At 56.4% G+C, this 13256-nt stretch carries 15 protein-coding genes; 9 read left to right on the top strand and 6 right to left on the bottom strand.

Features of this window, described 5'->3' with window-relative positions; all coding sequences use genetic code 11:
* Nucleotides 1-10: 10 nt before the first annotated feature.
* Nucleotides 11-889, bottom strand: coding sequence for a metallophosphoesterase (locus HY282_07710; protein MBI3803636.1), 879 nt, complete (start codon nt 887-889; stop codon nt 11-13).
* Between the two features lie 715 nt (nt 890-1604).
* On the opposite strand from HY282_07710, the gene HY282_07705 reads away from it, so the two are divergent.
* The 4 genes from HY282_07705 (at nt 1605) to HY282_07690 (ending at nt 5781) form a co-directional block, all read left to right on the top strand.
* Nucleotides 1605-2453 (top strand): carboxypeptidase regulatory-like domain-containing protein, encoded by an 849-nt coding sequence (locus HY282_07705; protein ID MBI3803635.1) that lies wholly within the window; start codon nt 1605-1607, stop codon nt 2451-2453.
* Between the two features lie 164 nt (nt 2454-2617).
* On the top strand, nt 2618-3976 hold the full coding sequence (locus tag HY282_07700) for a chloride channel protein (GenBank protein MBI3803634.1): 1359 nt from the start codon (nt 2618-2620) through the stop codon (nt 3974-3976).
* A gap of 132 nt (nt 3977-4108) precedes the next feature.
* A complete protein-coding gene (locus HY282_07695; GenBank protein ID MBI3803633.1) occupies nt 4109-4591 on the top strand; it encodes a winged helix-turn-helix transcriptional regulator in 483 nt (160 codons plus the stop codon).
* 386 nt (nt 4592-4977) lie between these two features.
* Complete coding sequence (locus tag HY282_07690) at nt 4978-5781, top strand: HAMP domain-containing histidine kinase (GenBank protein ID MBI3803632.1); 804 nt, start codon at nt 4978-4980, stop codon at nt 5779-5781.
* 144 nt (nt 5782-5925) lie between these two features.
* Here HY282_07690 and HY282_07685 read toward each other — a convergent pair whose 3' ends face one another.
* Nucleotides 5926-6192 carry a hypothetical protein gene (locus HY282_07685; protein ID MBI3803631.1) on the bottom strand — a complete coding sequence of 89 codons (267 nt, stop codon included), beginning with the start codon at nt 6190-6192 and terminating at the stop codon, nt 5926-5928.
* Nucleotides 6193-6448: 256 nt separating this feature from the next.
* Between HY282_07685 and HY282_07680 the strand changes: the two genes are divergently transcribed.
* On the top strand, nt 6449-7141 hold the full coding sequence (locus tag HY282_07680; protein MBI3803630.1) for an SGNH/GDSL hydrolase family protein: 693 nt from the start codon (nt 6449-6451) through the stop codon (nt 7139-7141).
* A gap of 143 nt (nt 7142-7284) precedes the next feature.
* Here HY282_07680 and HY282_07675 read toward each other — a convergent pair whose 3' ends face one another.
* Entirely contained in the window at nt 7285-7551 is a 267-nt protein-coding gene (locus HY282_07675; GenBank protein MBI3803629.1) for a hypothetical protein, read from the bottom strand.
* A gap of 409 nt (nt 7552-7960) precedes the next feature.
* Between HY282_07675 and HY282_07670 the strand changes: the two genes are divergently transcribed.
* On the top strand, nt 7961-8473 hold the full coding sequence (locus HY282_07670) for a cyclic nucleotide-binding domain-containing protein (GenBank protein MBI3803628.1): 513 nt from the start codon (nt 7961-7963) through the stop codon (nt 8471-8473).
* A 62-nt stretch (nt 8474-8535) separates the two neighbouring features.
* On the opposite strand, the gene msrA is transcribed toward HY282_07670, so the two are convergent.
* A complete protein-coding gene (msrA, locus tag HY282_07665) occupies nt 8536-9150 on the bottom strand; it encodes a peptide-methionine (S)-S-oxide reductase MsrA (GenBank protein ID MBI3803627.1) in 615 nt (204 codons plus the stop codon).
* Between the two features lie 172 nt (nt 9151-9322).
* Here msrA and msrB point away from each other — a divergent pair, with 172 nt between their 5' ends.
* The 3 genes from msrB (at nt 9323) to HY282_07650 (ending at nt 11662) form a co-directional block, all read left to right on the top strand.
* On the top strand, nt 9323-9835 hold the full coding sequence (gene msrB / locus HY282_07660; protein ID MBI3803626.1) for a peptide-methionine (R)-S-oxide reductase MsrB: 513 nt from the start codon (nt 9323-9325) through the stop codon (nt 9833-9835).
* 244 nt (nt 9836-10079) lie between these two features.
* The gene (locus HY282_07655; GenBank protein MBI3803625.1) at nt 10080-11222 is read left to right on the top strand and encodes a hypothetical protein; all 1143 of its coding nucleotides are present in this window, start codon (nt 10080-10082) and stop codon (nt 11220-11222) included.
* Between the two features lie 257 nt (nt 11223-11479).
* Complete coding sequence (locus tag HY282_07650) at nt 11480-11662, top strand: hypothetical protein (protein MBI3803624.1); 183 nt, start codon at nt 11480-11482, stop codon at nt 11660-11662.
* A gap of 21 nt (nt 11663-11683) precedes the next feature.
* Here the strand turns inward: HY282_07650 and HY282_07645 are convergent, their stop codons facing one another.
* Both HY282_07645 and HY282_07640 read right to left on the bottom strand, forming a co-directional pair.
* Nucleotides 11684-12052: a hypothetical protein gene (locus tag HY282_07645; GenBank protein MBI3803623.1), complete on the bottom strand. Its 369-nt coding sequence runs from the start codon at nt 12050-12052 to the stop codon at nt 11684-11686.
* Nucleotides 12053-12102: 50 nt separating this feature from the next.
* On the bottom strand, nt 12103-13256 hold a 1154-nt coding region (locus HY282_07640), incomplete at its 5' end, for a DUF4091 domain-containing protein (protein ID MBI3803622.1).

Genomic DNA, 13256 nt, shown 5'->3' with positions numbered 1-13256 from the left:
TCTGCCGATATCAGAGCATTCCTTCCTTCTTCTGGCTTCGCCACTGAATCGTGCAGAGATGCACTTCAGACCTTGCAAAAAGTCGGATCGGCAGGCCGCTCAGTCCGACCCCTTTGCTAACGATCAACACGCCCTGACCGTTTGAACCTTTAAACTCTCCATGTGCATACCGGCGGCCGGCATTTCCCGGCGGCAGGACGATCGGGATCCCTCCCGGTAAAGCGATCTGTCCACCATGGGTGTGCCCGGTGAATGCCACGTCGAAACGATACCCCCGCAGCAGCGGCAGACCGCCCGGCGAATGCATCAGAAGAATCCGGGTCCCCTCCGCCCCTCTGAACGTATCGGCCGGATCCGGATCTCCGGCGACCGGATCATCGATCCCGCAGACGAAGAGCGCTTCAAACGGCCCTCCCAGCCGGACATTCTCATTGACCAACACGCGGACCCCGGCCGATTCAAGCCGCTTTACGATCATCGCATCATCGGCCCAGAGGTCATGGTTGCCCAAGACGGCATAAATGCCGTGGGGCGGATTGAGCCGTCTCACCTGCTCACAAAAGAGATCGATTTCATCGGTTCGGAAGGAGATGAAGTCCCCTCCCAGCAGAACAAGATGGGGTGAGGCCGCGGCGAGCGACTCGAAAGCGCGGGCGAGGAGCCTTGGATCGGTCAGCGGCCCCGCGTGAAAATCGGATGCAAAGCCGATGCGCAATGGCGGCATGGAAGGGGCCGCGGTCGGAAGGGAGAGCGCGTGCAAGCGGGTCTCGACCGCGCCCTGAAGCCCCAGCCGATAGGCCAGGCGCGCCCCCCATCCGCCGTGAAACAGGGCCGCTTCAAACGACTCGGTCGCACGGAACCACCCTTTCGGAAGTCTCCCCCTCCCCACCCCGTTTCCTTTCGTGATTGATCAACCGGTCAGAATTGAAAACAACGATCCCGTCCCGATGATCTTATTATAAAGAATTTAGCCGAGAAAAGAGGAATTCGCTTCACAAAATTGACACTACTCCTTCTGTATCATAGACAGACCCGGAAAAAGAACGCTACGATTTTATAATAGGTTGTATTTGAACGGTTTAACCGTTTAACAAAGGAAGAAATAAATGCAGGTGAAAGAGATCATGCCCCCCGCGGCATGTCTATCTTATTCGCGACGGATTGATAAAAAGCATGGAGATCCAGTCTTAACGACAATCTGCTGCGGCTGGAGCGCGCCGAGGCCGACCGCTCCGATAATAACTCCAGCAACGGGATACAAAGAACCAAGCCAAAGAGCCACAGTCGATTGATCATTCCCTTCCCTCTTTGAATAGGCGCTCGGTTCAACAGACACTGCCCGTAGCGCTCCCCAGGAAAACACCCGCATCGCACTGTCCCATAGAGGGAAAGTCAATCTTGGGATTTCTTCGAAGAGAGCACATCGATGTAAAATAGCGCTATCGAGGCCGTTTTACCGATATGCGCCCGGTCATCTTTGTAAGACCCATTACCTGCCGGTTATCCTTTATACTACTTGACATGGACCATTATTTTGTATACAAAATAGTAGAAGCGGAAGTCAGTCAGACAATTGGAACCCCTTTCGATCACAGCGAGGCCTTATGAAGATGAGAAATGCCTTTGGAGCCCTATTTTTAGCCGGAATCGTTTTAATGTCGGCCGGTCCGGCTGCCTTCGGTTATGAGGAAATCAACGTCGGCAACGGCGGCACCGTGACTGGAACGGTCACCCTCAAAGGAGAGGTCCCCCCGCCCCGTCTTTTTCACCTCGTCCTCTACCCCTTCGGTCCGTTCTGCGAGAAGCGGGATTCGGACGGCAAGGGGAACCGGGTCCTCCAGGAGTTTAAGCGCTCCCAAGAAGGAGGGCTTCAGGATGTGGTCATCGCCGTGCAAGCGGTCCAAAAAGGAAAGCCGTTTCGCCATCCGACGGGAGAGTTCCACGTGGTCCAATGCACCTTCGAGCCGTTCGTCTCCGTAATGGAGCAGCATCAGAAAATCAATGTCATCAATGACGACCCGGTCATCCACAACATTCAGATCTATCAAAGTGAGGGAGGCAACATTGTCCTGAACCAGCCGCTCCCGGTAAAATCGACTCAGACCGGGACAATCCGACTGAAACCGTCGACCAAAATCACTGAGACGATCTGCGGCATGCATGAGTTCATGCAGAACTGGGCCTTTGTGGTCGACAACCCCTATTATGCGATCACCGGCGCCGACGGCCGCTTTTCCATCGAGGGGCTGCCCCCGGGAACCTACAAGATTACCGCCTGGCATCCCCACATGAAAATCGCTTCGCAAACGGTCACCGTCACGGCACGGAACACCTCCCCGGTCCGCTTTGAGTTCGATGCCAGCCAAGTGGAACGGCCGGAATATGAAAAGCAGGAGCAGGGACGGATCGGATTGGGCGCCCGCCTCCGCGAAGATCGCACCGCCGATCCATGATGGACAGCCGAACCGATGTGTGATAGGGTAGACAGCTTCAAGCTCGGTAAGGCGGGACGGTATATCTCTCCACTTCTCTCGACAGTAGGTTAAACTTGTCTCCTGAAAATCCCAAAATTTCCGGAGCGACCGATCCCCCTCTGCGGGAGGAGACGATTAAAAGGATGTCGCTCCACCGCCGAATCTTTGTCGAGCAAGGAACCCTGCTGCTGAGTCTGTTGAAGTGGACCGCGCTGGCCGCCTTCGTCGGCGTGGTCGTCGGCGCGTCGACCGCGCTTTTTCTCATTCTCCTTCGGCGCGGCATCGAACGGACGGCACCCTATCCTTACTTCTTTCTTCTCCTGCCGATCACCCTCTTTTTAAGCAGCCTATTGGTCCGGGTTTTCGCGCCGGAAGCGGAAGGACACGGAACGGAGAAAGTCATCTGGGCGATCCACAAACGGGAAGGCCGGATCGATCCCCGCGTCGTGCCGATCAAGTTGTTGGCGACGATCCTCACGATCGCCTCCGGCGGCTCCGCCGGGAAGGAAGGACCGTGCGCCCAAATCGGGGCCGGCCTCGCCTCGGCCTTCGCCAATCTGATTCGTCTCTCTCCGTATGATCGGAAAAAACTGGTGATCTGCGGCATCGCGGGAGGCTTCGCGGGGGTCTTCGGCACCCCGATCGCCGGCGCCCTCTTTGCCGTCGAGGTCCTCTTTTTGGGACAGCTCCTTTATGATGTCCTCTACCCCTCCTTCGTCTCCGGAATCATCGCCTACCATGTCGCCACCCGCCTCGGCATGACCTACTTCCATCACACCGTTACCCTGGTGCCTGCGATCGATGAGTGGACCTTTTTCAAAGTCTTTCTCGCCGGCCTCTTTTTCGGCTTGATCGCGTTGGTGCTCATTTTGATCCTAGAAGGGGTCGAGCGCGGCTTTAAACGATGGCCCATCTGGAAGCCCTGGAAAGGGGTGGCCGGCGGGATACTTTTGATCCTATTGACCCTCTCGGTCGGAAACAGCTATCTCGGTCTCGGAATCTCCGGCATAGAAGAGGCGGTGCAAGGGAAGGGTCTTCCTTCCGGCGCGTTTTTCTGGAAAACGATCACGACGGCGGTGACGCTCGGATCGGGCGGGAGCGGCGGAATTCTCACACCGGTTTTTTTTATCGGCGCCGCCGCGGGAGATCTCTGGGGGCAGATGACGTCGATGGACCGGGGGACCTTCGCCGCCATCGGCATGATGGCGGTCTTGGCCGGGGCGACGAACACCCCCATCGCCGCCTCGGTGATGGCAATCGAGCTCTTCGGCCCGCTCCTCGCCTCCTATGCCGCCGTCGCCTGTGTCACGAGCTTTCTGATCACCGGACATCGGAGCGTCTATCCGAGCCAGATCATCGGCGTGGCCAAGAGCGAATCGTTTCAGATCGATCTGCAATCGGAGATCGGCGAGGTCATCCAGATTCAACGGATCGCGCGTCCCAAAAAGCTCTCTTTCATCCTTGTTGATCTCTATCACCGCCTCCGCCGGAGCAGATCGTGATTAAGCGCTAAGTGATCGCTCTCCGATCCGCTTCTTTGCTTTTGTCCTGATCCGATCGGCGATCATCGACAAAGGCCGCTCAAAGAGATGTCCCTCGTCAAAATGGCCCAACCGATAAAGAGGACAGACCCAATGCCGAAAAAGAAAGTTACAAGAAAGACGGCGATCGCGGAGATCGTCCAATCGTTCCGGAGAATCTTCAAAGCGATCCAGCAATACTCCGAGGAGGTGTTAAAAGAGTTCGGCGTGACGGGACCCCAGCTCTGGCTCCTTAAAACGCTCCGGCACGACGGCGGGACGTCGGTCAGCGAGCTGACCCAGAAGATGTACCTTCATATCTCGACCGTCTCTGGGATCATTGATCGCCTCGAAACAAAGGGATATGTGGTCCGAAAAAGAGACGCGCCCGATCGCCGCGTCGTCATGGTTCACCTCACCGCTATCGGAAAGCGGATCGTCGATCAAGCGCCGGAGCCGTCTCAGGGGAAGCTGCTCCACAGCTTACAGTATCTCTCCGAAAAAGAGGTCTTGGAGATGCACGAGGCGCTTCTAAAGATCGTTCGCCTGATGGAGGTGGAGCGGGTGAAAGCGACTTTTTTCTTCAGCGAAGAATAAAGCGATCCGATGCTTGCAGAGAAGTATTTTGGTTCGCTTTGTTCAGGAGAGTCGCTCAGCGTTTTATGTCCGGACAGAAAAATATCCCCACCTCGAAAATTGGCTCGTCAGCGGCGGCGAATTAGGCTATCTGATTCGAAATTTCAATTGGTCCGCCAATCCGCTCGGCCCCCCGGAGCCTCAAAACCGCCGTCCGGATCATGCTCACCTCTCGCCAACCGATGTTCGGACGCTCGGATCCCGCATCCTGTTGGCGGATGACAATACCGACATGCGCGAGTATGTTCGACGCCTGCTGAGCGCCCGCTGGAGGGTCGAAACCGTGGCGGACGGAGCCGCCGGGCGCCGACGACTATCTCGTTAAACCTTTTTCGGCCCGGGAGTTGATGGCGCGGGTCGGCGCACACCTGGAACTGGCCCGCCTGCGCCGCGAAGCGTTGCAAAATGAACAGAGGCTGCGCGCCGAGGCGGAGCGGGCCAACCGGTTTAAATCGGAATTCGTCTCTCAGATCTTTCACGACCTCCGCACCCCGCTCAACGCCATCATCGGCTATACCGCGCTGCTGCGCGACGGGACCGATGGCCCCATCGGAGAAGAAGAGAAGCCGGCGCTGGAGCGAATTCAGCGGAATGCCGACGACCTCCTCCAGCCGGTCAACAACATCCTCGACCTCGCCCGGATGGAGTCGGGGAAGTTGCCTCTGGATCTGGCGCCGATCGCGATTGCGCCGCTGCTGGAAGATCTCTCTCTAGAGATGAAGCCTTTGGCCGACCGGAAAGGGTTGTCGATCCGCCGTGACGGTCTGGCCTCCGCCCTCCCGTCGATTGTTTCCGACCCCTTGCGGGTAAAGCAGATCGTCGTAAACCTCTTGACCAACGCCATTAAATTTACCGAGCAGGGGGTGATCGTGATTTCCGCCCGGGATCTTCCGGCGACGGAGGAGATCGAAATGGCGGTCTCCGACACCGGCGTCGGGATCGCGCCGGAGGCGCTGTCGCGGGTCTTCGAAAGTTTCTACCAGGCGGAGGAGAGCCGAACGTCGGGAGGAAGCGGTCTGGGCCTCACGATCGTGAAAGAGTTGGTGACGCTGCTTAAAGGGAGGGTCTCCATCCGAAGCGAGTATGGAAAAGGCGCGACCTTCACCGTCTCTCTCCCCTATCGGTTGGAAAAAGAGTTGGAAAAAGAATAGATCGGCTTTTTGTTTTGACGGTCTTCTCTTTAAAAAAAGTCGGCGCGGTCGCAGCGATATTCGGGCGGGCAAAAAATCTGAGGCCCTCTCTTGATCAGGACTGGGAAGAGAGGGCCTCTCTATGTTCCGTGCGAATGCTGCGCGCTAGCTCTTCTGCGATTCAACCGAGCTGGCATGGCCTTTTTCATCCACTTCGGCCTTCACCTTGTCACCCTGTTTCAGCTCACCGCTCTTCTTGGTGGCCGCCGGGTCAACATGAATCTGATGGATCTTTCCGCCACTGTCCTTCACCGAGACCATATCGCCCTCGATCTTCACAATTTCTCCTGTGATGGTTCCGGCGAGACTGACACCGGCAAGCGCCATCACGAGAGCAAAGGCACCGATGAAACCGAAAATTTTCTTCAACATGTGGGCTCCTCCATTGTTTTGTGATTATGGTGTAACAAATTAATCGTATGCTGACCGGAACAAAGAAGTCAATCCCGGAATGTAATCGCGACGCCAATAGACCCCTCTTTGGAAGCCACAGCCTCTATTTCTGTGATCGGCGATACCGTTTATGCCTAATTTTAAAATTTTATTTCGAAATAAAATCGGGTAACATTATTTATTGTTCCGGAGATGGAAATGCGTTCTGTTGAACAGGCTTAACCGAGGAGGCCTTATGCTCTTAAAAAAATGGGGTCGGTCGATCATTTTAATCACCTTTTTCCTATTGCCCCTCTCCGTCCAGGCGGAAACCCTTTCGAAGCAAAGTACCCAGCCCCTGGATCAGCCGACCCGTTACATGGCGCTGGGGGATAGCCTCGCTGCAGGTCAGGGGGCACTCCCCGCCACCCGGGGATATGTCTATCTCCTCTATCACTGGGGGGTCTTCGACAGCATTCCGAATACGATCTTAAACGATGCGGGGGTCTCCGGCGCCACCAGTCAACTGGTCCTTGAACATCAGGTTCCGCAGGCGATTGAAGCCTTTGAGCCGACCGACATCACAATCACCGTCGGAGGAAACGATCTTTTCACCATCTTGGACGGCGCCGATGTGACGACCGTGCTGGGTCAATTTCAGGCGAACCTGACGCAGATCTTCCAAGCGTTGAGGACAGCGCTGCCGAACACGCGGATCTATATCAATAATCTGTATATCATACCGGAGATCGCCGGCTCGGATCAGGTGGTCCCGTTGTTCAATCAGATCCTGGAGAAGGTGGCCGCCGAATTCAATGTCCCGGTCGCCGATGTCTACAGCGCCTTTTTGGGGAAGAAAGGGCTGATTCACCGCAACAGCGTCCACCCGACCAACGCCGGCTACCGCGTCATAGCGACCGCATTTGCAAAGGTGATCAAGCCGCATTAAGCCGGGCCGGAGCGCGCCTGCCGCGGTCGATCATCGATTGATGAGTGGACTCGATCATGCCGAAAGGAAGGGTGACAAAAAGGGGGGTTAACCTCCTCCCGTACTCGCTGAGTCCGGGAGGAGGTTCCGATCACTGGCGCTGACTATTTCTTGACTTCAATCGAATCGGCATGACCCTTGTCGGTCACCTCGGCCGAGACCTTGGCTCCCTCTTTCAGGTCACCGGTCTTCTTGGTCGCTTTGGGATCGACATGAATCTGCTGAACCTTTCCGGAGCTGTCCTTGATCGAAACCATCTCACCGTCGATCTTCACGATTTCACCGGTGACGGCCTTATTGGCAAGGCTCACACCCGCGAGGGCGACAACGATCAAAAATGCACCAACCAAACCGAAGATCTTTTTCATCATTTTAATCCCTCCATGGTTTTTTTAAGAACGCTCGAACCCCCTAATCTACCTCGAAGGAGCCCAGGAAGTCAATATACTAAGGGTGGAAGGTTTAGTTGTCTGTCAATAATAAAAAGCAAGGAGTTCTGCCTGTCCGGGACCGCCCCTCTCCGTTTTTTTCACCTGTTTTTAAAATGGGACGTGATCGAACAGACCCGTCCGCCGCTGACCGGCGCCATCGCTGCAACGTCCGACCGGCGCCGGGAGAGGACGATCGAAAAAGGTCCTTCCCTCTCCAGGGCCGCTCTTTTTCATTGACGAAGGGCATTGACAGGAGTGATGATCTCTCATATATTGTGCCAGTTAGTGGAATACGTCTAAACATCACTGCGCGATCCCGTCCTCACTGACCGGAAGGAGGTGAAAAAGAATGCTCACCAAAACAACCATCGAAGAGCTGAAGCAATTTCCTCTTTTTTCCGAACTGACGATCGACGAACTCCGGTATCTGATCCAGAACCTCGAAGAGCGAGAATACAAGAAAAATGAAGTGATCTACAAAGAGACCGAGATTCCGGGAATTATCTATCTCGTTCAACGCGGGTCGGTCGAGATTACGAAGAAGACCCCGAGCGGCCATCGACAGGTCATCGCGACGATTTCGGCCGGTCAATTCTTCGGGGAACTCTCTTTCTTTGTCAGCCGCCGGCATGCCTCCCGGGCCAAGGCGACGGCCGACGGTCGGCTCCTGCTCCTCCACCGGTTTTTTTACGATGAGATGGAAAAGCAGCAGCCCGGACTGGTTCATAAACTGCTGCGGGAGATTATCCTGAAGATGAGCGCCAACCTCGACTCGATGAATGAGATGTTCTTGCAGACGATTAACTACACCTTCTACGGCGGCGGCAAAGCAGGAAAGATCGAGAGCGGGCAGGACGATTAGTTAAACCTGCGGCGACGATCCGGGGGAAAAGCGCATGGGGGCGCACCTTCCGTCGCTCCAGCTCAATGTCCCGCCTGTGCCTTTCCCCACAGCTGTTCGAGACGCTGATCTCGCCCGCAGAGATACCGATAAAATTTGTAGCGGATCGGACTTTTCTTATAGAACGCCTGATGATACTCCTCCGCCTTGTAGAAGGGAGAGGCGGGGGTAATCTTGGTCGTGATCGGCTCTCTGAAAGCGCCTGATTTCTCAATCGCCGCTTTCGACTGCTCGGCCAGGCGCTTCTGCGTCTCAGTATGGTAGAAGATCTCGCTCCGATATTGATCCCCGAAGTCGCAGAATTGGCGGTTGACCGCGACCGGGTCGATGTTGTGCCAGAAGACATCGAGCAATTTTTCATACCCGATCTTCGTCGAATCGTACACCACCTCCACCGCCTCGGCATGTCCCGTTCCGCCGGCCGAGACCTGCTGATAGGTCGGATTCTCAAGATGACCGCCGGTATATCCGGAGGTCACCGAGATGACCCCCGGGAGGGTATCGAAAGGGGGAACCATACACCAGAAGCAGCCGCCGGCGAAGGTGGCGGTCTCCGGCGGCGTGCCGGGTACGGGATTCTCTGAGGCAGAGCCGATCTGGGAAAGGATAGCAAGCCAAACCGCGATCCACCACCCCATTCCATTCCATCTCACTCTTTTCATCTTCTCCCTCGCAAATGGCGCTCTGCTGTGATAAAGCGATCGCGGTCTGCCGCCCATCTTATCACACAATGATTTTTTCAATCGGAACGGCTCGGATCTTTACTTCGGCAACCGAGCGCGATAAACTAGCCTTATCGGAGCCTTTTTGATGGATCGACGACACTGTCTTAAAATGCTGGCCGGCCTGGCGCTCCTCGGCGCGACAGAATCGCTCGGCCTGAAGGTCGCCCGGGCGTTGGAGGGGGGCGAGCCCTTCCCCGTCAGTAAATCGGACGACGAATGGCGGGCGAGCCTCACCCCGGAGCAATACCGGGTGCTTCGCCAGGAATGGACCGAGCCCCCTTTTAAAAATAAATACCATGATTCCAAAGAGAAGGGAACCTACCACTGCGCCGGCTGTGATCAGACCCTCTTCTCCTCCAAAACAAAGTTTGACAGCGGAACCGGCTGGCCCAGCTTCTGGCAGCCGATGTTCGCCGACGCCGTCGGTACAAAGATCGACCGGAAGCTCTCCGAGCCGCGGACGGAGGTCCACTGCGCCCGCTGCGGCGGCCACCTCGGACATATCTTCAACGACGGCCCCGCACCGACCTTTCTCCGTTATTGCATCAATTCCGCCGCGCTGACCTTCAAACCATCCGGCAGCGAACCGATCCGGTAATTTCTTACCGCCTCTTTTTTAAGATCCCTCCCCTTTCTCATTGACATATCATCGACAAAAAAGCCTGTAGGTCGCATTTCTTCTCTACCTGAATTTCTTGATCAAAACCTTAAAAGAATATCGAAAAATAGTCTGGCGTCACTTAGGAGAATTAGTGTAACATTTTTATCAGTGACTCTCAGCAATGGGTCACGATACGTATCACCCGCATGAAAGGGCAGGACGCCCGGAAAGGATATATTCCATGAAGAAGACCGGAAAGATTGCACTGACCTTATTCGTGCTTCTCTCCCTGTTCTCCATCAGCCAATGGCTGGGAAAACCGGCATGGCATCAAGGGAGTGAGGCGGAGGCGAAATTACGCGAGGGAACCGTTGTCCAAGAGGAAACGGATCAAGAGCTCGACGAAAACGATCCGCAGATCAAAGCAGCGATCGCGGTACACAAGCGCCATACCCGGGAACTGATGGCGATTCCTGAAGTGGTCGGAACGGCGACCGGCCTCTCCGATAACGGCAAACCGGCCGTCATCGTTTTCGCCAAACAGAATGTCCCCCCCGGCATGATTGCCGACAGCCTGGAGGGCCTTCCGGTGACGGTTAAAGTCACCGGAGAGTTTTTCGATTTGCGACGACATCACCGTAAACCGCCGGGTGGGGGTGGCGGTGGGGGTGGGGGTGGCGGTGGCGGCGCCAACCCGAATACGGTGATCTTTCCTCCCCCGGTTCCGATCGGCGTTTCCACCGGAAATGTGAATGAGTGTTCGGCCGGCACCATTGCGGCGCGGGTGAAGGATGCGGCGGGGAATGTCTATGCCCTCAGCAACAACCATGTCTATGCGTTGGAAAATCAGGCGCCGATCGGAAGCCAGGTCGTCCAGCCGGGCCTGGTCGATACCGGATGCGTCTTGAATGGGAACAATATCCTCGGTACCCTCTCCCGGTTCGTGACGATTAATTTTGGATCGGGAACCAATACGGTCGATGCGGCGATCGCCCGCACCACCACCGCGCTTCTGAACAACGCCACCCCTCCCGGCGGATATGGCGTGCCAAGCTCCACCGCCGTCCCGGCGGCCGTCGGACAGGCGGTTCAAAAATATGGGAGGACGACCTCCCTCACCCACGGAACGGTCACCGGAATCAATGCAACGATGACGGTCAACTATGGTGCGTCGGGGAATGCAACCTTTGTCAACCAGATCGTCGTCAGCGCCTCGACCTCCTTCATCCAAGCGGGCGATTCCGGTTCGCTTCTGGTGACCGATGATGTGAATGCCAATCCGGTCGGGTTGCTCTTCGCCGGGAACAACAGCGGAACCTCGGCGATCGCCAACCATATCCAAGATGTCCTCTCCGGACTGGCTGTCACCATCGACGGCAAGTAATTCAGAGGAAAGAAGTAGAAATCGGATCGGAAGGGGGAGGGGGCCGGACGGCGCCCTCCCCTCATCAACAGGAAAGAACAAGAATGGATTTCTTTACGAAGATGAAATCAGCGATGTGGATGATCGGCCTGATCCTTCTCCTTGCCGTGACAGCGGATGCCGCCGATCCGAATGACAGGAGCCCCGGTTCTCCGGGAGAGAAATCGATGACGGAGAGCAGACTCAACGACGTGCTCAAAGAGCAGACCAAAGAATTGATGTCGTTTCCGGGGGTCGTCGGCACCGCGTTGGGCGCCTGCGAAGGCCGACCCTGCATCAATGTTTACGTCGTCCAGAGAACCCCCGAATTGGATCGAAAGATTTTCAATCAGCTCGCCGGCTATCCGGTGCGGATCGAAGAGACCGGCCCGATGGAGGCGCTGCCGAAAAAGCGGGATTGAACCGAGACCCGCTTCACTCTTTTAATTGTTGAACGGCGCCTCCTGTCGGTCATCCTCTTTAAGACCGAATTTGTCTGCATACGCCTCACCACTTTCGCCCTGGGCCATTCCCCGATTCATCTCTTCCAATTGCCGCGCCTCTTCCGATTGTCGGGTCTCATCGGGGGTCGGCGCTTCCGCATCCGACTGGTTAGAAGAAGGGCTCTCTTCCATTGCCTCCGGCGAAGCCATCGGCGGGAGATCCTCTTGTGGCGGCGGGGCGTCGGGTTGTCCTTTGTTTTCATCCATGATCTCCATCTGTCCCTCCCCGTCCTGGGCAACAGAGAATCGGGGGGAGCCGATCAGGATGGCCATCATTCCTAACATGAGTGCAAGGTGACGCTGCTTCATCTCTTTCTCCTATTCTAACAATCAAACGGGTCCTTATTCGTTATTATGCCTCAAGGACCGGTCAGAGTAAAGTTATTCAACCAGGTCATCGAGGCCGCGGTTGCATACGACCGAATCCCCGCATAATTTCCCCCGCTCAATGCGGTGTCGGTCCGCGAGATCGCAGGCGCCGTCTCGTCTCCAAAATAGACGGTCAGGGAGGGACCGTTGGCCACGAGACGGATCCGATAATAGGTGTCGTAGCGGAGCGGCCGCTTTGCCGTCGCCAGCGGGGTAACGACGCCGCCGACCCGCCTGAACAGAGCGATGTTTTGCTGGCCGACATCGATCCGGGCATAATAGAAATTATTGGCATTCGACCAGCGGGCCATCACCCCGCAGCTGTTTTCAGCGACGAGCATCTTACAGTTAGCGGCCACGGTTTGATCCGGCCCGACCGGCCGGACGAACTGCGCCTCCTGGCCGTTGGCATCGGTATTTCGGATCTGACCGTTGAAGATTTCAAAGTTGGGAAGGTATTCATTCCAGTTGCTTCCCAAACCTCCATTGTCCCGATTAAACGTATCGCTATAAGAAAGGGCCGGCGCCGGCGCTTGGACGGTCAGACCAAAGACCGCTTGATGCGCAAGCGTCCCCGATTGACCTCTGATCAAAACGGAATGCGCACCGACCGGTGTTGCAGCGGTCGTCGTGACCGTTAATGTCGATGTGGTGTTTCCGTCACTCGGAACCGCGACGGTCGAAGGGACAAGCGAGCAGGTCACCGCCGGATGGGATGGGGCGCAGGTCAGCCCAACCCCGCCGCTGAAGGCGGCCAATGAGGCGATCGATATCTGTGAGGAAGCAGCCGCTCCGGGGCCGACTGACTTGGAGGTCGGCGCAGCGCCGAGGCCAAAGTCGGGCCCCTCCGGCGAGAGGATCTGTGCCAGCTCTTCGCGTGCGCGCAGCAGTCCGGTGCTGGAGGTGGGAGCGCCCGGATTTTTATTCCAGACGTAGGTGATGAACTTGCGGACCCCATCGGCCGGATCGACCGCCGCCATGTAAGGGTCGAGGATGTTGGCTCTCACCCACGCTTGCCCGTCGAGGCCGGCCTGCTCTTTCTTGGCGGCTACCAAGGTGAGATATTCATAATCCTCGATCCCCTCTCGAAGCATCTTCAGACGGATGCTGGGGATCGGAATATGGTGGGTGCCGCCGATCTTGT

Source organism: Candidatus Manganitrophaceae bacterium (assembly GCA_016200325.1).
GTDB lineage: Bacteria > Nitrospirota > Nitrospiria > SBBL01 > Manganitrophaceae > Manganitrophus.
This window is presented reverse-complemented; position numbering and strand designations above follow the sequence as displayed.